The following is a 19,389-nucleotide window of genomic DNA, read 5'->3' as shown; positions in this document are numbered from 1 at the left end:
AGCAAACAAATGGTTAAATGGCAAGCGACACTAAGCACCACGGAGCCATACAATTACATTGGTATTCAAAATGTGCGACAAGGGAACCGAAATACTGAGGTTTTAGAAGCTGTATTAGTTGAAAATGCTTTGCCACTTGATTTAACAGGTTGCGAAGTTTTTTTTGAATCAGTTATTGATAACAAATATCCGATTCAACGAGTAGCAAAAATTGTGAATGCCAAAAAAGGGATTATCCAGTATACCTTTGATGAATATTCTATGCAGTCATTGCACAGACAGGAAGCATACTTCAGTATTCATAAAGGCGACAATCTAATTGGCTCAACGCAGAACTTTTCTTACTTTGTTGTGAATGCTGTTTCTAAAACAGAAGGTGAAATGGGTTCGTATTGGCAATCAATAGAAGATTTGATAGCTGATATGACCGCTTTTATCAATGAAAATAAAGGCGACTTCACAGCATGGATGAACGCTAGAAAAGAAGAGTTTGAAAAGTGGCGCAAAAATCAACAAGATACATTTGAAGCTTGGCGGAACGGTCAAGAAACAGATTATCTAATGTGGTTCGAATCAATCAAAGATATCTTAAAATCTGTTGATCCAGGCGGCACAATGTTAGCCGAATTAATGGATGCACGTGTAGACATACAAGGAGTGCGCCACAATTCACTTTCAGAGCGTTTGTTGTCGGATATGGAATATTTGTATCAGAGATTAGAAGAACGACTATACACCGTCAAATATGGCAATGTAAACACGTTAGAAATTTTAGAGGATAATTCATTTTCTAAGAATCATGAAGTTGAAGTATTGGGAACAGTTAATCATCCAATTGAAGAAGGGGCGTTAATTATAGCGACAGTTGATGATTCAAAACAAAATGTTTTTACGATTGAAGGTGTAGACAATGGTTGATGCTAAAAGAATGATGGAAACTGATGAAAATGGGATTAAACGTCAGTTTTTTCCTATTACACATTTTTCAGCAATCCTTGGTTTATCAGAAATAATGAGCGGACAGGCAAAAGTTTTATCTGTTAACGGAAAAACTGGAGCAGTTATTATTACGCGTGCAGACTTAGATTTACCTAACGATGGGATTATGATTTCTCAAGAAGAATATGAAAAATTCAAACTAATTTTAGCTGATTATGAAGCTGGAAAACTAGGTGGTTCTGGTGTTGAGTTTGAAAAAGTAAAAGGAGATGAAGAAATAAATGCCTGATTTATATGTAGTGAAAAAAGACGGCGTAGCTATTGATGTACAAACTAGTACAGCTGGCGTTGTTGGATTAAATGAATTTGTTGATGGAAAAATTAGTGGTGCTGAAGCAGGCACTGTCTCGTCTGTAAATGGTCATACAGGTGAAGTTATTTTAACTGCTTCTGATGTAAAAGCACTGCCAGACACAACTGTTATTCCAACGCTTCCTAGCAATGCCACTTCTGAAAAAGACGGTTTAATGTCTAAAACGGATAAAGCAAAATTGGATGCATTACCAGTTTTTACATTTGAAAAGGTAGGTGAAGCGTAATGGCAGATATCGTTCAGCTAAAAGAAAATGGTGTTGTAAAGTATATGAAAACACATGCAGATGCTATTGACGGCGTGGAAGGAAAATTAGTAAAGGCCGTTGGAAATGAGACTGTTTTAGGGACAAAGAATTTTCAAGATGGAATCCAAATTGGTGGGAAATCTGTATCAGTTAATGCAAAACCAACCTATGAGGTGGTGAAAGACTACTGGGATGGCACTGGTGCTTATTTGACAGAATCTCAATCAGTAACAATTTCAAACAGCAGCAATGTAGATGAAATTGTTTTGATATTCTCGCGTTACAACGATAACAGTGGCGGTATTGTTCACTCAATACCAGTTACTCCGAATATCACAAAATTAAAATACGAATTACCAGCAGTTGCATGGGTAGGTTCTGCTTCAGCAGACCCAACAATGGCGTATAAAAAAATATCTATTTCTAAATCTGGTACATCTTTAGTGATTACAGGAGATACTGCAAACACATTAAATGAAGCAAATAAAAAAATTGTTTTTAGAGAAATCGGCGTTATGCGTCGTAAATAGGAGTGGATAATAAAATGAAAAAAATATATAAAGTACTCTACCCAGTAGGATTTCAAACCTTTGAAGTTCAAGATGATTATGTTGTAGCATTGCCATTTGTAGAGGAGAAACCACTAGAAAATTTAGTGAATGAACAATCCCAATTCTTTAACTTTTCAGAACAAAAATGGGAAGAAGCAGTGACACAGGATTATACAAAAAAATTGAATTTGTTAGAAAATCTTGCTAATGGCTTAGAAGTTTCAAATAGTGAGTTAAAACAAGCAAATGAAAAGCTAACTGCTAAAGCAGAATCACTTGCACAAATCAATTCTAAGACGATGCTTACTTCTCTTCAAAATACAAGAGAAATTGACGCTATTAAAGAACAAATCGGAGGTGCAAAATAATGTATTCATATGATGACATTAAACTGATGTATGATTGGGGACTATTTACTCCAGAGCAGGTTGCAGAATTTGTGCCTAGTTGTATTACAGAAGATGAATTTACTAAAATGACAGGTGAACCGTTTAGCAAAAGCTAGGCGGTTCTTTTGTTAGAGGGATGGAGACGATAACTTGAAAGATGAGCCTTTAATTGAAATCGTCGATCGTTTGGCACGGATTGAAACAAAGTTGGATAATCATGAACAATTAAGAGAGAAAGCAGACATAGCGCTCTCAATGGCCAAAAACAATGAAGGCGATATTGCGGAAATAAAAGAGAATCAAAAGTGGACGTGGCGAACAATTGCAGGAATTGGTGTTTCTGTTGCTGTTTATTTAATCACGAAATACTTAGGAGGAATTTAGAAATGATATTACCAGACAAGTATTACAAAATCATCAAATGGGGAGTGCTAACCGTGCTTCCTGCTAGTTCTGTTTTAGTAGCAACGTTAGGCAAAGCCTACGGTTGGCAACAAACAGATATGGCTGTTTTAACTATCAATGCTATTGCAACTTTTTTAGGAGTAATAACAGGCGTGTCAGCTTATAATTTAAAAGACAAGGAGTAAACGAATGAAAAAGAAAATTTTAGTAGGAGCGTTAATCGCTCTATTTTTTATGCCTTTAAATGTGTTTGCTGCAAAAGGTGACCAAGGTGTGGATTGGGCGATTTATCAAGGTGAACAAGGTCGCTTTGGCTATGCACATGATAAATTTACTATCGCTCAAATTGGTGGCTACAATGCAAGTGGTATTTACGAACAGTATACTTATAAAACCCAAGTAGCAAGTGCTATTGCTCAAGGTAAACGTGCGCATACCTATATTTGGTATGACACCTGGGGAAACATGGATATTGCCAAAATGACAATGGATTACTTCTTGCCACGCATCCAAACACCTAAAAATTCCATCGTTGCATTAGATTTTGAACATGGCGCTAGTTCTGATGTAAACGCAAATACAGAAACGATTTTGTATGGTATGCGCCGCATCAAACAAGCAGGGTATACGCCAATGTATTACAGCTATAAACCTTTTACGTTGCAATACGTAGACTATCAGCGAATTATTAAAGAGTTCCCTAATTCCTTATGGATTGCTGCATATCCTAGTTATGAGATAACACCAAGTCCGTTGTATAACTATTTTCCAAGTATGGATGGTATTGCAATTTGGCAGTTTACATCTACTTATATTGCTGGTGGGTTAGATGGTAACGTAGACTTAACAGGTATTACTGATAATGGCTACACAGATACCAATAAGCCAGAAACGGACACGCCAGCAACAGATGCAGGTGAAGAAATCGAAAAAACATCTAATTCTGATGTTAAAGTCGGCGACACAGTTAAAGTGAAATTTAATGTAGATGCATGGGCAACTGGCGAAGCTATTCCGCAATGGGTAAAAGGCAATAGTTACAAAGTGCAAGAAGTAACTGGAAGCAGAGTATTGTTAGAAGGCATCTTATCGTGGATTAGTAAAGGGGATATTGAACTATTGCCAGATGCAACAGTTGTCCCTGATAAGCAACCAGAGGCAACCCATGTGGTACAATACGGTGAAACGTTATCCAGCATTGCTTATCAATATGGAACAGACTATCAAACGTTGGCGGCTTTAAATAGATTGGCTAATCCAAATCTTATTTATCCTAGTCAAGTTTTGAAAGTCAATGGATCAGCAGTAAGCAACGTTTACACGATTCAATACGGTGACACATTATCAAGCATTGCAGTTAAGCTTGGCACGACTTATCAAGAGTTAGCACAACAAAACGGTATAGATAATCCTAACGTGATTTATCCAGGACAAACGTTGAACTATTGATAGTTTTAATATAAAATAAGATTACACTTATTTAAATTTCTCTTGAGTCACCTTCCCCAAGGTGGCTCTTTTTTTGTTATTTAATTAAACTTAACAAATATGATAACCAGCTTATGATTAGGCATATTTACGTGTTTGTAAGTGAAAAAAACTTCTTAAACTTGTTTTAATGCCGTTTTCCAAAGGGGTGTATGCTATATTTTTATTGCATATAATGTAGCTAAATGTTATATTATAAGTGTTAAGGAGGGGCTAGTATGAATAAAAAATATAGTATTTTTGAAATAGCTGATTGGTTTTTGAATAAAGAGTCAATGACTCCTAAAAAGTTACAAAAACTTTGTTACTATGCACAAGCGTGGAACAATGCACTTTTAGATGACAGCATAATAGATGATTCTGAATTTCAGGCTTGGGCGCATGGACCTGTTTCTCCAGAATTGTATAATAAATATAGAGAATATAAATGGAATTCTATTCCTAAATGTACTTCACCTGCTGCAATAGATAATCAAACTGTGGATGTTCTAGAATCAGTTTGGATTACTTATGGTGATAAGTCAGCAAATGAGCTTGAAGCATTGACTCATACAGAATTACCTTGGAAACAAGCAAGATTAAGAGCTGGAGTTTCAGAAGGAGATAGTTGTAGGGAAAAAATATCTACAGAAGACATGGCTAATTATTATAAAAGTGTGTATGTAGGTGACTAATAGTTGGCGAAGAAATTAACAAGAGATGTAGTTGTAGAAAATGGTTCTTTTTTAGATAGAAAATCAATGAAATTTCGATTTTGTATTCAAGAGTGTTTGGACAATAAATACTGCTTCAAAAAAATGGATAAAGGTTCTTTGAAAGAATTAGATAAATTTATAGCTGAAACAGCAGGAAAAAATTTATCAATTACAGAGGTCGATAAATTATTTTTGCGGACAAAAGGCCGAGGAAGTAATTATGAAGAAGTTGAAATTAATGGGATCAAAAGAGAAGTTTATCATTATGGCAAAGACCAAAATCCATTTAGGGTATTTGGTTATTATAATGAAGACGGGTATTTAGTGATATACAGGATTGATCCAAAACATAAGTCTCATAAATGCAAATAGTAATTTATTAATACCTCTTATTATTTAAGAGGTATTTTTTCAGGACCATTAGCTCAGTTGGTTAGAGCAAACGGCTCATAACGGTTAGGCCACAGGTTCGAGTCCTGTATGGTCCATAGTTAAACACCTACCTCTTTTTCTTATGAGAGATAGGTGTTTTTTTGTTATGTTAATATTTTTTTGTTGAAAAATAGAACAAACGTTCGTATAATATTTCTGATAGGAGAGTGTATCAGATGGTGAGACGAACTAAAAAAGAGTTTAAACCTTACAATGATTATGTTGACAGGCCATTCGAATTAAAGTGGCCCACAGCTTTTCCGTTGGGTGAATTGACTGAAGCAATAAAGAGTACTGATGAATATCATGCTCGCAATATTGATAGATTGCCGCAGCAATCACAGCGACAAATAGAATATTTTTTAGATCGCTCTATTAAGCAAAATAAGGTACTAGAAATCCAGTTGAACTCATTAGATGAATATGAACGAGTGAAGCCACACGTTTTCGGAGTTTTCCGTGGGATGGCAGAATTTGACGTCGTGTTGATTGGAGAAAATGAAGTAGATTTTTACGACATAAGACATATTCAGATTCATAACTTCACGAAATGGAGCGAAGATCATATACCTGAAGAAAATCCATTTGAGGAAGAACCAGAACACGACGAAACAATAGATGAATTTGTCGATGAATATTTTGATGATACTTGGATAGAATAAACAAAAAATGTGCCAAAAAATGTGCCAAAAATTTTAGAGTTCTATTTTTCTTTACAAAACAGAATTGCTATATTATAGTGATTTCGAACACAGAAGAACACAGTAAAATGATGAAAAACCTTAGTCGGGAACGTAAAAAGGCAAGTAAATTTAGGGGGGGAAGACAGATGGCGATTACTATAAATATTTATTATAGTGGGACAAATGGACGTGCAAGAGAATTTGCCAAAGAAATGATTGCCAGCGGAATTGTAGAGGCAATCCGTGCAGAAAAAGGGAATAGTCGCTATGAATACTTTTTTCCAATGGACGATGAAGAAACAGTTCTGCTGATTGATAGTTGGACAGACCAGGAAGCATTAGACAAACACCACGCTTCTCCAATGATGACCCGTATTACGGAACTTAGAGAAAAATATGATTTGCATATGAAAGTAGAAAGATATGTATCAGATGTAACAGACCCCTTGACAAAAGATGCTGCGTTTATAAGAAAATAACCAGAGTGCAATCATTGATCTTAAAATTTAGTGCTAGGAACATCAATCGTTTCGACTGATGTTCCTAGCACTTTTTATCTTGTAAGGATGAATCATTTGTTACACACGTTAAATTAAAGAAGGACCATTTGTTCTTCAGTCACAGCCGGTTCGGTTAAAATTTTGGCTTGGGCAGCTGCGAGTTTCGCAATAGGTACCCGATAAGGTGAGCAAGAGATGTAGTTTAGGCCAAGTGTTTGGAAAAACGTGATGGATTGCGGATCACCACCGACTTCTCCACATACGCCAATACTCATGTTTGGTTTAGTACGACGCGCTTTCTCTACAGCTAATTGAATCAGTTGACCAACACCTGTTTGATCTAATGATTGAAACGGATCTTGGGTAATGATTTTCTTTTCCCGATACGTATTAATGAATTTACCGATATCATCACGAGAAAAGCCATAGGTCATTTGTGTTAAATCATTTGTTCCAAAGCTGAAAAAGTCTGCTTCTTCTGCTAACTGATCCGCAATCAGACAAGCTCTAGGTAGTTCAATCATTGTCCCGATTTCGTAAGGGAAAGGAGTCATTTTATGTTCTTCAAAGAGACCGTCAATCGTTTCTTTTAAAATGCGTTTGAGATAGAGAAGTTCTTCTTTTTCGGCGATTAGAGGAATCATCACTTCTGGATAAACAGTAATTCCTTCTTTGACTAATCGAATGGCACTAGTAAATAAGGCTGTAACTTGCATTTTGTATATTTGTGGTTGGGTCACACCTAAGCGACAACCACGATGTCCCAACATTGGATTGGTTTCTTGTAACCGTTCAATTTGTTTGGCGATGGTCACCGGGAACCGTTGTAGTTGCTTCGCTAATAATTGAATATCATTCTTTTCATGAGGTAAAAACTCATGCATCGGTGGATCTAACAAGCGGACCACCATGGGCTTGTCTTGAACTACTTTCAGCATTTGATAAAAGTCTTCCTGTTGAAAATGAAGAAGTTGTTCCAACGCATAGGTTGCTTCCTTTTCAGACTCTGCTAAAATCAAGCGACGCATTTCCAAGACACGCTCTTCACCGAAAAACATATGCTCTGTTCGCGCTAAACCAATCCCCGCTGCGCCAAAACGGATAGCAGTCTCTAAATCTTGTGTAGTTTCTGCATTGGCACGAACAGTTAAATCAGCATACGCATCTGCCCAAGACAAGAGCTCTTGAAGGTCATCGTTATTATCAGCAGAAATTGTGGGAATTTCGCCAAGATAAATTTCCCCCGTTGAGCCATCGACGGAAATGATTGTTCCTTCTAAGATGACCTGTGGCCCGCAGTGTAGTTGTTTGGTTTCTTCATTGACGGTTAAACTTTCACAACCAGTCACACAGCAAGTTCCCATTCCTCGTGCGACCACAGCGGCATGAGAAGTCATTCCGCCACGACTGGTCACAATTGCTTCGCTTACAACCATGCCTTCAATATCTTCTGGTGAAGTTTCTTGACGAACAAGAATGACTTTCTTTCCTAGATTGGTCAGTTCTTTGGCTTTTTCTGCTGTAAAAACAATTTGGCCACTTGCTGCACCAGGACTAGCAGGAAGACCCATAGCTAAGCGTTCCATGTGTTGTCGTTTCTCTTGATCAAACACGGGATGAATTAATTGATCAATCGTATCAGGTGTCACACGCAACAGTGCTTCTTGTTTAGTAATACGATTTTCTTTGGCTAAGTCTAAAGCAATTTTAACCGTAGCTGCGGCGGTTCGTTTTCCGTTTCTTGTTTGTAAAATATATAATTTTTCATTTTCAATGGTAAATTCAATATCTTGCATGTCACGATAATGATATTCTAAAAGTTCTGCGTAATGGCGAAAATCTTGATAAACTTTTGGCATAGTCAAACGTAAACGACGAATGGGTTCTGGCGTCCGAATACCAGCCACTACATCTTCTCCTTGCGCGTTCAAAAGAAACTCTCCAAACAGTTGATTTTCCCCTGTGACCGGATTTCTAGTAAAAACAACGCCAGTGCCACTGTCTAGTCCACGATTGCCGAAAACCATTTCTTGAATGTTGACAGCTGTACCTAAATCATGTGCAATATGATGTAAGTTTCGATAAACCACCGCACGTTGATTATTCCATGAATCAAAAACAGCTTTGATTGCTTCAAAAAGTTGTGCGACAGGGTCTTGCGGGAAGACCACCTGATGTTGTTCAAAAACTTCTTGGTAGCGGACAATCAAGGCGAAATGATCTTCTTCTTGAAAAGCGGTAATTTTTTTGTTGAGCTCTTGTTCCAAGCGCTCTTTTTGTTGGTCAAATAATTCTTTGGGAATGTGATAGACGACGTCTCCAAACATTTGAATAAGTCGGCGATAACAATCAAAAGCAAAACCAGGAGAGGTTAAGGTCGCAAATTTTTTCACACGTTGATCATTTAAACCCAAATTTAAAATAGTATCCATCATACCAGGCATCGAGAAGGCAGCACCACTGCGAACAGAAACTAAGAGAATCTCATTATCCGCGGTAAAAGATTTGCCTGTTTCAGTTTCTAAGTTTTTAACCGCTTTCAAAATTTCTGATTGTAAGTATTCTTCAAAGAAAGTAGCATCTGCCAAATAGTCCATACAGCAACGGGTTGTAATCGTGAATCCTTGCGGAATCGGCAAACCTAAGCGTGTCATTTCTGCCAAGTTCGCCCCTTTACCACCAAGAGTCTCTTTACCTTCATTGTGTGTTTCGTTAAAAGAATAAATAAACTTTTTCATGCGTGACCTCCGTTTAATATGTGTCTTATATGTTCAATAAACATCATAATAGACGGAAATAAGTTTGTCAATAGAAAAAGTTTCTTGTCAATATGTTGAAAAAACAATAAATATGTGTATAATTGTAAGCGGATGCACAATTTGTTTAAGAGGAATTGAGGAGGAAATGATGAAATTAAGTAAACGACAAGAGCAAATTATCGCTGTTGTAAAAGAGCATCAGCCAGTTAGTGGTGAACGCATTTCGGACATACTAGCCGTTTCACGTGCGACATTGCGTTCTGATTTGTCTTTTTTAACACTTTCAGGAATTTTAAAAGCAAGTCCGAAAGTTGGTTATACTTACGAAAGTGATAACATGGAGGCTTTTTTCTTTTTTGACGTTTTTCAAACAAAAGTTCAGGAGATCATGAGTCCACCATTGATGGTTGCCCAAGACACCTCAATTCGAGATGCGATTACCAACTTGTTTATGTATGATGTCGGTTCTCTTTATGTCATGGATGAAGCAAAAGAATTATTAGGGGTTTTGTCACGAAAAGATTTATTACGAGCCTCTTTAAATACAAATATTGATGGCACACCTGTTGCTGTTTGTATGACAAGAGTGCCACATGTGAAAACCTGCACACCAGAATTTACTATTCTTGAAGCTGCTGACACTTTGCAAAAATACGAAGTGGATTCTTTGCCAGTCGTTGAAAAAGAAAATCCTAAAAAAGTTATTGGAAAAATTACGAAAACGAAAATTTTAACCTATATTACGCAACAAGCGAAAGAAGCCGCACAAAATAGATAAGGGAGCTTAATTATGAAAAAAGAGATCATTGTTTATACTATTTCCGATTCACTTGGAGAAACATCACAAAAATTGTTAGCTGCAGCAAGCGCACAATATCCAGATATTTCTTTTCTTAATCGATACAATTTTTCTTTTGTCACAACAGAAGAAGAATTATTAGAGATTTTAAAAGATGCCTTAAAAGATAAAGCCTTAGTTGTCAGTACATTAGTCAGTAAACAACTAATCACAGCGGCGAAAGAATTTAGTGAACGAACAGGGTTGTTATATTTAGATTTAATGGCGCCATTTTTTGAATTAATTCAAGCGAAAGCCGGAGTAGATCCTATTGAAGAGCCTGGACGACGCCACCAGCTAGATCGTGCCTATTTTGATAAAATCTCAGCGATTGAATTTGCTGTAAAATATGATGATGGCAAAAATCCTCAAGGGTTTCTTGATTCTGATATATTGTTGTTAGGCGTTTCGCGGACCTCAAAAACGCCAGTCAGTATGTATTTAGCAAATCAAGGATACCGCGTTTCTAACTTACCATTAATTCCAGAAGTTCCATTGCCGCCAATTTTGGAAGAAATGGATCCACAAAAAATGATTGGTTTAGTTTGTTCGCCAGAAACATTAGGACAGATTCGTAGCAGTCGGTTGGCTTCCTTAGGTTTAGGTAATGAGACCAGTTATACCAATGTTGAACGGATTGAACAAGAATTAGCTTATGCCGAAGAAATTTTTGCGAAGTATGGCATCCCAGTGATTGATGTAACCGCAAAATCTGTCGAAGAAACAGCCTTTTTAATTAAAGAAAAACTAGATGAAAGAAATTAAAAAGCTTGGCAACCTCACTAAATTTCAGTGAAGTTGCCAAGCTTTTTATACTTAATTGGGCTTCTTTTTGTTAGTCAATATTTTTTTGATCGACAATGAGTAAAGCGATCATCACGTAGACAATCCAACTACTTTTAGAATACAGTGTATAGCGGGGTTGCCATTTGCTAGCAAATTTTTCCTTGTATTCGCGTAATCCTTGGAAGGAGTAAATTTCTGAACCAAATTCATAAATTAACGCAGCAATCCGTTCTTGAATAAAACTTTTTCTTGATTGACCAACGTTGGCTAACGGAGCCATCCCTAAATTGAAATAATGAATATTTTCTGTTTTCATATATTCAAATAAATGAATAAATAAGAAATCCATACTTCCAGAAGGGGCTTTTTCTTTATGGTGACGCATCAAGTCGATGGTACCAACTTCATTTGTGTAACTAGGAATGATATTAGCGAAAGAGACCATTTCTCCTTCAGCATTTCGGACAACAGCAATTGGGTTTCTTTGAAGATACGCTTCATCGAAAAATCCTAGTGAAAAGCCTTTTTCTTTTCGATTGTCTAACCAACTATCCGAAATAGCTTTTAATTCGTGCATTTGTTCGGCACTAAAAGGAGGTTGGAGTACGTCAAATGAATAGCCGGCTTTGGTAATTTTATTAAACACTGCGCGGGTACCTTTGAATTTTTTCCCAGACATCGTAAATGTTTCTAGATTAACTAAGGCTTCTTCGCCCATTTTGATAAATTCGTAGCCGTATTCGTGTAGTAACATCACGCTGTCCTCATTGGTTTCGTAAAAGACGGGTACATAGCCGAAACGATCTGTTTCTTTAAGGAATGCATCAATCGCCGCAGGAAAATCTTCTTTGTTCCCAGAAGGGTTGCCCATCACAACGCATTTATTATTAATGGTGTTGAATTGTAAAAAGACAGTCGGTTCTTCTTTGGGATATAAGAAAACCTGTTTATCATGAAGAAAGACAAGTTCACTGTCAATATTCCCGCCATAAGTTGTTAAGATATTATGCAAGATACTATCTTCTGGAAACTCACCAACTTGGTGTTTTTTCCCTTGGAGGTAGCGAACAAATAGAAAGTTAAAACTCATAACTAAGAGGATAGCGATAAATCCTGACAACCAGATCCGTTCGGAAGGGAACAAGAAAAATTCCACAAAATGATGACGATGGTGTGGGAAGTTCGGTAAATTATAAACACCAATTACTAGGTATAATAAGGTCAACAAGCCAAAGATAAACCCATCAATCGTCATCCACTCCCAAGAGTAAACCAGTTGTTCACGGTACAATTCTGATTTTGAAAAAATAACGATAAATAATAAAATAGCTAAATAGAAAATGGAAAACATACTAAAGTCAACAACAAATGAATACAAGATAGCACCAATTAATAAAATAATCGTTGGATAATAGGCTCTTTTAACACGATCAGCAATCCCACGTCCCATAATTAATAATGCAAAGCCTAAAACAATACTCGGAATTTGAATAATAATATGAGAACGGAAGGGGTTAATATCTCTTAACCAATGCACTTGAGTGAAGGCTTCTGGAATAGTGGCTAGGAGCACCATCATAATTCCTGAAAAATAAAGTAAAACCACTTCCAGCTTGTGGGCAATTTCCAAAGTAATTTGTTTCAGCAATTGACGATAGTGAGTATCCAACTTTTGGCTTAAGTGTTTTGTAAAGAACAAACAGCCAATTAAGAAAGGAATAATATAATAGAATAAACGATAGAGCAATAACCACAAAACAATAATTTCACGATCGACACCTAAGTTGCTCAGTCCTAAAATCATCATGACATCAAAACTACCTAAAGCCCCTGGAATCATCGAAGCAATCCCAATAATCGAAGCTGCTACATATAAAGGAACAATATCAATTAAAGGAATCGGTACATCTAATAAGTAACCAATACTGATAAAGGTAATTAAAACACCTGTCCATTCTAAAAACGAAGAAACAACTAAAGATAAGCGATTTTTTGCATCGAGGTTACCAAAGGAACTATTTTTTTGGAAATGTAAAATAAGATAAAGTAATGGGAAATAAAGACCGCCACCTAATAACCAAATCCAATATTGCTGTAAATAAGCCATTTTTGGATCAAACTGAACAAGGAAAAAGCAAAGAATACTATAAATAGATAGACCGGATAACACAAAAAGTAAAATATGGGTTAACGCAGGTAAAATTTTCTTTTCCTCTGTTTTATTTCCATAAAATTCAGAACGAAGTCCCATGCTGACCAAACCACCGAATCCACCAATATTATTGATTGTATTGACAATCCAGCTAGATTCAAGGAGTTCCCGTTTTGAGACTTTCAAGTTTAAAATGCGATTTAATGTTAAGTCATAATTTAGCATCGGAGTAACGGAAACTAAACCGATAACCATCATCAATAACAATTTCCATAGCGGAATCTCATCAAAAATCTGTTTTAACTGTTCAAATGAGATCGTTTTACCAATTGATAAAAGTTGGGCAACAACAATAATTGAGACCGCAATAACAAACAGTGTTTTTAGTAATCCTGTATGCGTTTTGATCCAATGAATAATTTGTTTCATTTAGACACCTTCATTTCCTTTAAGAATTTTTCGATTGTTTTATTAAAAATATCTGGTGAGTTTTTGGCAAATAAATGACCCTGTTTATTTACCAAGACCAATTTGCCAGCAGGAATGGCATCAGCAATCGCCCGTGAATGGGAAAGCGCAATTAAATCTCGACTGCCAGTAATAACAAGAGTAGGACAGGGGATGTGTTCTAAATCTTGTTTTGTCAGTCCAGTATCTTCAAATAACAGAGCCACGATAGGGAGCCGTGCGCGCAATTTTTTTGAAAAAAAGGCGCCAATACGACAAAACCAATATTGAAAATAAGTGGCAATCGTTACATATTTTTTCAGACCAGACATGGTGACATTTCCAGAATTTAAGACGAGTTTATTGACGAAATCAGGATATAAATGGGTAAAAACCATGGCAATATTTGCTCCGTCACTAAAGCCCAATAAATTAATTTTTGTTAAGTGTTCTTGTTGAATAATACCAGCTAAATCTTCTGCCAAAAGCGGAAAAGTTAATTGACTTTGTGTATTGGTGGAACGTCCATGTCCGCGGGTATCCACCGCAATAACTTGATACTCTTTGGAGAAATAAGAAATTTGATAATTAAAAAAAGTATGATCATTGCCATTACCATGAAGTAACACAAGGGGGTAATTTGTTTCTTTGCCAAAAATTTGATAAAAAATTTGACTGCCATCTATTGTTTGAAAATATTTTTCTATTGTCATTCTCCGTCACCTATCTCATCTATAATCAATCGAGTCCTCTCTCATTATAGAGTCTTTTGTCTTTTTTTTGTAATAAAAAACAGAAAATTTTCCGAACAGTTTTGTAAGGTGTTGTAATATAGTGTGATATAGTAGAAGATAGCCACCTAAAAATTAGACTAGAGGAGGGAAAGTTGATGTCTTTAATCGTTTTAATTGGTGCACAAGCTGTCGGGAAAATGACCGTTGGCAAGGCTTTAGAAAAGCAGTTAGATGCTAAATTACTATTTAATCATCAAACCATTGACTTATTTGCAAACTATCTTGGGTATACGGAACGTGCGTTTCAATTGTCTGATTCCGTTAGAAAGGAACTTTTTCATGCCTTTGTAGAAAATCCAGCCACAAATACAACAAAAAACATTATTTTTACAGTGGTGATTGCTTTTGATCAAGAACAGGATTTTCAATTTTTAGAAGAAATATCAGAAATTTTTCTTAGTAAACATGAGTCCGTTTATTTCGTCGAACTCGTCTCTTCAACAGAAATCCGCCTAGAACGGAATGTTCATCCAGAGCGGCTAGAGGCAAAACCTTCAAAACGCGATGTCGACTTTTCTCGAAAAGAATTACTCAATACCTTTAAAGAACATCGATTAGTAAGCCACGAAGGTGAACTAGAAAGTACATTTCCAAATGTAAAAATAACGAAAATAAATAATTCAAACATGACACCAGAAGAAGTAGCAACGAAGATAATTGCTACTTTTGGTTTGACATAATGTGAAAGGAACATCGGAATCAATGAAAAAGTTTTTTAAATATCTCGGTAGCTTGATGGTCCTTCTTTTAAGCATAGCTTTAATTTTGATAGGATATTTAACCTTTCGAGAGTTTCGACCACGAGCGGTTGAACCAGTTGCTATAAATAAACAATTTTCAGAGCAAACCATCGAAAAAAAGCAATCCATTTCTTTAGTCACGTATAACATAGGCTATGCCGGCCTAGGACAAACAGAAGATTTTTTTATGGACGGTGGCAAAACTGTCCAACCAGTTAATAAGGCAATGGTCCAACAGAATTTAACAGGCATTGAAGGAACTTTAAAAGAATTACCAGCGATGATTTACTTATTCCAAGAAGTCGATCGTCGCTCGCAACGTTCTTATGAAGTCAATCAAGAGGAAGAATTACAAAAACAGCTACAGCTGAACAGCGCATTTGCTTATAACTTTAAGGTAGATTATGTGCCCATTCCTTGGCCGCCGATTGGACGAGTAGAAAGTGGTTTATTAACATTATCAAATGAAAAAATAACAGAGGCCAAACGCATTGCTTTACCAAATCCCTTTCGTTGGCCCGTTAGCATTAGTAACTTAAAACGAGCGCTTCTAGAAACGCGCTTTCCAATTAAAGGCACAGACAAAGAATTAGTGGTTTTTAACTTACATTTGGAAGCCTATGACAATGGGGAAGGGAAGATTGCTCAAAGCAAAAAGTTAGCTGACGTATTATCCCAAGAATACGCTAAAGGAAACTATGTAATTGCTGGAGGTGACTTTAATCAAGTTTTCAAAGGCAGTCATCGATATCCTGACTTAGGGGAAGCTGGTTGGGTACCAGGAGAAATTGATCCAGCAGACTTACCTAAACATTTTTCACTTGCTTATGATGACCAACAACCGACTGTGCGGGTGCTTAATAAGCCTTACACTGGCTCCTATGAAACATCCCAAGTGTATGTAATTGATGGTTTTATTGTTTCTGATAATGTGGCTGTTCATAGCGTGAAAACAAAGGACGAACAATTTAAATATACAGATCACCAACCTGTGAAGATGGAAGTTGGGTTGAAATAGAAAAAAGGAGGAGATAGATGAAATTAGGAATTATTGCCGCAATGGATTTAGAGCTTCAAAAATTATTGGAATATTTTCCACCACAACGAAAGATACAGCTAGCAAAAAATACATTTTATATTTATGAACAAAAAACATCGCAAGTCATTATGGTTTGTGCAGGACAAGGAAAGACGAATGCTGCGCTATATAGTCAAATACTTATTGATTCATTTCAAATAGAACAACTAATTAATATCGGTATTTGTGGCTGTTTAAATGAAAAACTGCAACTCTTTGAGATGGTGCTAGGTGAGGAATACTGCCATTACGATATTCGTGAAAGACAGTCAATCAATAAATTTCCTTATCAGCTGTACTATAAAGGAGATAAAGGAATGCTGGCCGAACTTCAACATCTAGATGAAAAGATAAAGTGTGTTCGTTTTGGAACTGGAGAAGGCTTCGTTTGTGACACAACTGAAAAAAGAAACTTAATTGAACAATTCTCTATTGACTGTGTGGATATGGAATCCGCAGCTATTGCACAATGCTGCTTTTTAAATGATTGCGCTTTTGTTTCTATAAGAATTATTTGCGATAGAGCGGATGCTAACGCAGTCAAAGTAACAGAAGATACACAAACACAGGCAATGGAAAAAGTATTTGAATTGGTCTGTGCATATATAAATTAAAAAAGAAAGAGCTTGGAACAAAAATCCAGAAAGATTTTTGTTCCAAGCTTAAAAAGTAATATAGGTTGGGGATAAAAGTAACATTGTTATTGTTCCAATTATTTTACAGATAGCCTTTAGTAATAGAGTGAGTGGAATTTAACATATTTGCTGGCGTTCCTGTAAAAAGAAGCTGTCCGCCATTTTCTCCACCTTCGGGACCTAGTTCAATCAACCAGTCGGCACTTTTAATCACATCAATGTGATGTTCTAATAAAATTAAGCTGTTTCCTTCTTCTACCATTCGATTGAAAAGTTGAAGACTTTGTTGGATATCAATTAAGTGTAAGCCATCTGTAGGTTCATCCATTAAATAGATAGCTTTTTTTTGGTGAAGTGTGTCTGCTAATTTTACCCTTTGCAATTCGCCACCAGATAATGTTGAGAGCGATTGATTGAGTTTAAGATAGCTTAAGCCAACTTCTAGTAAATTTTTTAATGAAAGAGCAAAAGGCTGGTCTTTGAAAAAATCATAGCCATCTTTAACGCTTAAAGCTAGTACTTCAACGATATTTTTTCCGTTATACAGATAATGAAGCACCTCTTCTTTGTAACGCGTTCCGTGACAGGTTTCGCAAATACTAGTAACATCCTCCATAAAAGACATATCGGAGACAATTATGCCTTTCCCCTTGCAAGTAGGACAGGCGCCTTTGGAATTATAGCTAAATAAAGCTGGACTAACATGATTTTCTTCCGCAAACAGTTTGCGGACCTTATCAAAAATATTGAGATATGTCATTGGTGTGGATCGTAAATTTGCGGTAATGCTTTTTTGTGAAAGATGAATAATTTCTTGGTTATCAGCTTGGGCTTTTTGATAAATTTCTTCCGCTAATGATGATTTACCTGAACCAGCGACCCCACAAATAACAGTCAAAACTCCTAACGGAACTTCGACAGATAGATTGTTTAAATTATGCAGTGTCGCATGTTCGATTGTTAAAGACTTCCTTGCTTTTCTTGGTTGGTCGTTTAAAGGGAGCGGCTCTTGAAGCGCTTGACTAGTCAAGGTTTTGGAGGCTAAAAATGCGTCATACGTTCCTGAAAACTGGACATGGCCACCATTTTCGCCTGCGAAAGGTCCTATATCGATGATAAAATCAGCTTCTCTAATTAATTGTGGATTGTGTTCCACCAGAACCACGGTGTTTCCTTTATTTTTTAAATTGAGCAACGCACGACTGATCCGTTCGATGTCCTTTGGATGTAAGCCAGCACTTGGTTCATCTAAAATATACATAATATCGTTTAAGGCGCTGTTTACATACTTAGCAATTTTAATCCGCTGTGCTTCACCACCAGAAAGTGTTTCAGTTGCTCGTCCTAATGTGAGGTAGGAGAGACCGATATTAATTAATGCTTCTAGACGTACAAGTAGCTCTTCTTGAATAGTTTTTATTAAGGATAGGTCCATTGAACGAATAAAAGAATGTAATTCAGTGAGTGGCATGTCAACAGCATCAGCAATACTTTTCTGATTAATTTTGCAGCTACGAACACGTTCATTGACTCTACTTCCTAAACAATCAGGACATCTTTTTACGGTAACAAAGTGATTAAGGTATTTTTGATGACGTTTGCCTTCGTCTGTATGCAATATGCTACGTTGCATGCGCGGGACGATTCCTTCATACAAAGCTGTATGAGGCCACTCTTTGGGTGGATTAGCTAGTTTTTGTTGTGGAGCATATAAAAATAATGCTAACTCTTCAGGAGAATAGTCCTTGATTTTTTTATCCAAATCAAATAGACCACTATGGGCATAACGTTTCCACCGCCAGTTGCCAACTGTAAATGTGGGGAAATCGATAGGGCCTTCGTTTAATGATTTGTCAAAATCAACTAGCTGATGAAGATTGATTTCGGTAATCTTTCCTAAGCCATCACATGTGGGACATTTTCCATCCGGATGATTAAACGAAAAAGTATCTGAATAACCAACAAATGGAGAACCTGCTCGTGAGAACAACAAACGTAAAAACGTATAAATATCTGTATACGTTCCCACTGTCGAACGAGAATTACCTGCTACTTTTTTCTGGTCAATGACAATTGCAACAGGAAGATTCTCGATTTTTTCAACTTCTGGACGACCATATTTGGGTAAGTAGTTTTGAACAAACGAACTAAATGTATCATTTAGTTCACGACGTGATTCAGCGGCTAATGTGTCAAATACTAAGGAGGACTTTCCTGAACCCGAAAGTCCAGTAACAACAGTTAGTTGCTTTTTAGGGATATTGACAGAGATATTCTTCAAATTATTTTGTGTTGCGTGCTTAATTTCAATCCATTCCATTAAAAAACCTCCGTTTCTATTCTATTTTAGCATATAAAAAGAACCTAGCCTAAAAGTTGAACATTGGAATTTTCAAGAGAACTTTACTTTTTAATCGCTTTCATTTATGCTATAAGTAATACAGATTTTTTATCTGTA

At 36.4% G+C, this 19,389-nt stretch carries 22 protein-coding genes and 1 tRNA gene; 19 read left to right on the top strand and 4 right to left on the bottom strand.

What is annotated here, in order from left to right:
* Window positions 1-9 precede the first annotated feature (9 nt).
* From AB3I72_RS08340 to AB3I72_RS08275, 14 genes are all read left to right on the top strand, one after another.
* Window positions 10-918, top strand: coding sequence for a phage baseplate upper protein (locus tag AB3I72_RS08340; protein ID WP_368023816.1), 909 nt, complete (start codon window positions 10-12; stop codon window positions 916-918).
* A complete protein-coding gene (locus tag AB3I72_RS08335; protein ID WP_368023815.1) occupies window positions 911-1,228 on the top strand; it encodes a hypothetical protein in 318 nt (105 codons plus the stop codon). Before AB3I72_RS08340 ends, AB3I72_RS08335 begins: the two co-directional genes overlap by 8 nt.
* Window positions 1,221-1,538: a hypothetical protein gene (locus tag AB3I72_RS08330; protein WP_002383822.1), complete on the top strand. Its 318-nt coding sequence runs from the start codon at window positions 1,221-1,223 to the stop codon at window positions 1,536-1,538. Before AB3I72_RS08335 ends, AB3I72_RS08330 begins: the two co-directional genes overlap by 8 nt.
* On the top strand, window positions 1,538-2,089 hold the full coding sequence (locus AB3I72_RS08325) for a hypothetical protein (RefSeq protein WP_002417849.1): 552 nt from the start codon (window positions 1,538-1,540) through the stop codon (window positions 2,087-2,089). The genes AB3I72_RS08330 and AB3I72_RS08325 overlap by 1 nt, the downstream gene beginning before the upstream one ends.
* 14 nt (window positions 2,090-2,103) lie before the next feature.
* Complete coding sequence (locus AB3I72_RS08320) at window positions 2,104-2,478, top strand: hypothetical protein (protein ID WP_368023814.1); 375 nt, start codon at window positions 2,104-2,106, stop codon at window positions 2,476-2,478.
* Window positions 2,478-2,615, top strand: a complete 138-nt coding sequence (locus tag AB3I72_RS08315) for an XkdX family protein (protein WP_002380794.1) — start codon at window positions 2,478-2,480, stop codon at window positions 2,613-2,615. The genes AB3I72_RS08320 and AB3I72_RS08315 overlap by 1 nt, the downstream gene beginning before the upstream one ends.
* Before the next feature lie 34 nt (window positions 2,616-2,649).
* Entirely contained in the window at window positions 2,650-2,883 is a 234-nt protein-coding gene (locus tag AB3I72_RS08310) for a hemolysin XhlA family protein (protein ID WP_002367247.1), read from the top strand.
* A 2-nt stretch (window positions 2,884-2,885) separates the two neighbouring features.
* Window positions 2,886-3,089: a phage holin gene (locus tag AB3I72_RS08305; protein WP_010711247.1), complete on the top strand. Its 204-nt coding sequence runs from the start codon at window positions 2,886-2,888 to the stop codon at window positions 3,087-3,089.
* A gap of 4 nt (window positions 3,090-3,093) precedes the next feature.
* The gene (locus AB3I72_RS08300) at window positions 3,094-4,353 is read left to right on the top strand and encodes a LysM peptidoglycan-binding domain-containing protein (RefSeq protein WP_368023813.1); all 1,260 of its coding nucleotides are present in this window, start codon (window positions 3,094-3,096) and stop codon (window positions 4,351-4,353) included.
* Between the two features lie 257 nt (window positions 4,354-4,610).
* Entirely contained in the window at window positions 4,611-5,066 is a 456-nt protein-coding gene (locus AB3I72_RS08295) for a Panacea domain-containing protein (protein ID WP_202255171.1), read from the top strand.
* A gap of 3 nt (window positions 5,067-5,069) precedes the next feature.
* Window positions 5,070-5,459, top strand: a complete 390-nt coding sequence (locus tag AB3I72_RS08290) for an MAG6450 family protein (protein ID WP_002410143.1) — start codon at window positions 5,070-5,072, stop codon at window positions 5,457-5,459.
* 42 nt (window positions 5,460-5,501) lie between these two features.
* Window positions 5,502-5,575: transfer RNA gene (locus tag AB3I72_RS08285), tRNA-Ile, on the top strand.
* A 120-nt stretch (window positions 5,576-5,695) separates the two neighbouring features.
* Complete coding sequence (locus AB3I72_RS08280; RefSeq protein ID WP_368023812.1) at window positions 5,696-6,181, top strand: hypothetical protein; 486 nt, start codon at window positions 5,696-5,698, stop codon at window positions 6,179-6,181.
* 167 nt (window positions 6,182-6,348) lie between these two features.
* Window positions 6,349-6,681, top strand: coding sequence for a putative quinol monooxygenase (locus AB3I72_RS08275; protein WP_002358903.1), 333 nt, complete (start codon window positions 6,349-6,351; stop codon window positions 6,679-6,681).
* Window positions 6,682-6,794: 113 nt separating this feature from the next.
* Here the strand turns inward: AB3I72_RS08275 and ppdK are convergent, their stop codons facing one another.
* A complete protein-coding gene (ppdK, locus tag AB3I72_RS08270) occupies window positions 6,795-9,440 on the bottom strand; it encodes a pyruvate, phosphate dikinase (protein ID WP_368023811.1) in 2,646 nt (881 codons plus the stop codon).
* Window positions 9,441-9,609: 169 nt separating this feature from the next.
* On the opposite strand from ppdK, the gene AB3I72_RS08265 reads away from it, so the two are divergent.
* The gene (locus AB3I72_RS08265) at window positions 9,610-10,239 is read left to right on the top strand and encodes a helix-turn-helix transcriptional regulator (RefSeq protein WP_002355926.1); all 630 of its coding nucleotides are present in this window, start codon (window positions 9,610-9,612) and stop codon (window positions 10,237-10,239) included.
* A 12-nt stretch (window positions 10,240-10,251) separates the two neighbouring features.
* A complete protein-coding gene (locus AB3I72_RS08260) occupies window positions 10,252-11,064 on the top strand; it encodes a pyruvate, water dikinase regulatory protein (protein ID WP_002355927.1) in 813 nt (270 codons plus the stop codon).
* Window positions 11,065-11,134: 70 nt separating this feature from the next.
* Here the strand turns inward: AB3I72_RS08260 and mprF are convergent, their stop codons facing one another.
* Together mprF and AB3I72_RS08250 are read right to left on the bottom strand one after the other, a co-directional pair.
* Window positions 11,135-13,666: a bifunctional lysylphosphatidylglycerol flippase/synthetase MprF gene (gene mprF, locus AB3I72_RS08255; RefSeq protein WP_002358907.1), complete on the bottom strand. Its 2,532-nt coding sequence runs from the start codon at window positions 13,664-13,666 to the stop codon at window positions 11,135-11,137.
* On the bottom strand, window positions 13,663-14,397 hold the full coding sequence (locus tag AB3I72_RS08250) for an alpha/beta fold hydrolase (protein WP_368023810.1): 735 nt from the start codon (window positions 14,395-14,397) through the stop codon (window positions 13,663-13,665). The genes mprF and AB3I72_RS08250 overlap by 4 nt, the downstream gene beginning before the upstream one ends.
* Before the next feature lie 176 nt (window positions 14,398-14,573).
* Here AB3I72_RS08250 and AB3I72_RS08245 point away from each other — a divergent pair, with 176 nt between their 5' ends.
* Genes AB3I72_RS08245 through AB3I72_RS08235 form a run of 3 tightly spaced genes read left to right on the top strand, consistent with a single transcriptional unit; the run spans window position 14,574 to window position 16,910 of the window.
* On the top strand, window positions 14,574-15,158 hold the full coding sequence (locus AB3I72_RS08245; RefSeq protein WP_002364651.1) for an AAA family ATPase: 585 nt from the start codon (window positions 14,574-14,576) through the stop codon (window positions 15,156-15,158).
* Between the two features lie 22 nt (window positions 15,159-15,180).
* A complete protein-coding gene (locus AB3I72_RS08240) occupies window positions 15,181-16,236 on the top strand; it encodes an endonuclease (RefSeq protein ID WP_252654678.1) in 1,056 nt (351 codons plus the stop codon).
* A gap of 17 nt (window positions 16,237-16,253) precedes the next feature.
* Window positions 16,254-16,910 carry a 5'-methylthioadenosine/S-adenosylhomocysteine nucleosidase gene (locus AB3I72_RS08235; RefSeq protein ID WP_061100728.1) on the top strand — a complete coding sequence of 219 codons (657 nt, stop codon included), beginning with the start codon at window positions 16,254-16,256 and terminating at the stop codon, window positions 16,908-16,910.
* A 103-nt stretch (window positions 16,911-17,013) separates the two neighbouring features.
* Here AB3I72_RS08235 and AB3I72_RS08230 read toward each other — a convergent pair whose 3' ends face one another.
* Entirely contained in the window at window positions 17,014-19,251 is a 2,238-nt protein-coding gene (locus AB3I72_RS08230) for an ATP-binding cassette domain-containing protein (RefSeq protein WP_368023809.1), read from the bottom strand.
* Between the last annotated feature and the right edge of the window lie 138 nt (window positions 19,252-19,389).

The organism is Enterococcus sp. GC34 (assembly GCF_040886645.1).
Classification (GTDB): Bacteria; Bacillota; Bacilli; order Lactobacillales; family Enterococcaceae; genus Enterococcus; species Enterococcus faecalis.
Note: the sequence above shows the minus strand (reverse complement) of the source record. Positions and strands in the feature narration are given on the sequence as shown.

What these genes read in the sequence shown, in the direction of transcription:
- AB3I72_RS08245 (WP_002364651.1), top strand. Translation starts at nt 14,574, where the DNA reads ATGTCTTTAATCGTTTTAATTGGTGCACAAGCTGTCGGGAAAATGACC.
- AB3I72_RS08300 (WP_368023813.1), top strand. Translation starts at nt 3,094, where the DNA reads ATGAAAAAGAAAATTTTAGTAGGAGCGTTAATCGCTCTATTTTTTATG.
- AB3I72_RS08305 (WP_010711247.1), top strand. Translation starts at nt 2,886, where the DNA reads ATGATATTACCAGACAAGTATTACAAAATCATCAAATGGGGAGTGCTA.
- AB3I72_RS08265 (WP_002355926.1), top strand. Translation starts at nt 9,610, where the DNA reads ATGAAATTAAGTAAACGACAAGAGCAAATTATCGCTGTTGTAAAAGAG.
- AB3I72_RS08320 (WP_368023814.1), top strand. Translation starts at nt 2,104, where the DNA reads ATGAAAAAAATATATAAAGTACTCTACCCAGTAGGATTTCAAACCTTT.
- AB3I72_RS08315 (WP_002380794.1), top strand. Translation starts at nt 2,478, where the DNA reads ATGTATTCATATGATGACATTAAACTGATGTATGATTGGGGACTATTT.
- AB3I72_RS08340 (WP_368023816.1), top strand. Translation starts at nt 10, where the DNA reads ATGGTTAAATGGCAAGCGACACTAAGCACCACGGAGCCATACAATTAC.
- ppdK (WP_368023811.1), bottom strand. Translation starts at nt 9,440, where the DNA reads ATGAAAAAGTTTATTTATTCTTTTAACGAAACACACAATGAAGGTAAA.
- mprF (WP_002358907.1), bottom strand. Translation starts at nt 13,666, where the DNA reads ATGAAACAAATTATTCATTGGATCAAAACGCATACAGGATTACTAAAA.
- AB3I72_RS08280 (WP_368023812.1), top strand. Translation starts at nt 5,696, where the DNA reads ATGGTGAGACGAACTAAAAAAGAGTTTAAACCTTACAATGATTATGTT.
- AB3I72_RS08230 (WP_368023809.1), bottom strand. Translation starts at nt 19,251, where the DNA reads ATGGAATGGATTGAAATTAAGCACGCAACACAAAATAATTTGAAGAAT.
- AB3I72_RS08240 (WP_252654678.1), top strand. Translation starts at nt 15,181, where the DNA reads ATGAAAAAGTTTTTTAAATATCTCGGTAGCTTGATGGTCCTTCTTTTA.
- AB3I72_RS08325 (WP_002417849.1), top strand. Translation starts at nt 1,538, where the DNA reads ATGGCAGATATCGTTCAGCTAAAAGAAAATGGTGTTGTAAAGTATATG.
- AB3I72_RS08335 (WP_368023815.1), top strand. Translation starts at nt 911, where the DNA reads ATGGTTGATGCTAAAAGAATGATGGAAACTGATGAAAATGGGATTAAA.
- AB3I72_RS08275 (WP_002358903.1), top strand. Translation starts at nt 6,349, where the DNA reads ATGGCGATTACTATAAATATTTATTATAGTGGGACAAATGGACGTGCA.
- AB3I72_RS08235 (WP_061100728.1), top strand. Translation starts at nt 16,254, where the DNA reads ATGAAATTAGGAATTATTGCCGCAATGGATTTAGAGCTTCAAAAATTA.
- AB3I72_RS08295 (WP_202255171.1), top strand. Translation starts at nt 4,611, where the DNA reads ATGAATAAAAAATATAGTATTTTTGAAATAGCTGATTGGTTTTTGAAT.
- AB3I72_RS08330 (WP_002383822.1), top strand. Translation starts at nt 1,221, where the DNA reads ATGCCTGATTTATATGTAGTGAAAAAAGACGGCGTAGCTATTGATGTA.
- AB3I72_RS08260 (WP_002355927.1), top strand. Translation starts at nt 10,252, where the DNA reads ATGAAAAAAGAGATCATTGTTTATACTATTTCCGATTCACTTGGAGAA.
- AB3I72_RS08250 (WP_368023810.1), bottom strand. Translation starts at nt 14,397, where the DNA reads ATGACAATAGAAAAATATTTTCAAACAATAGATGGCAGTCAAATTTTT.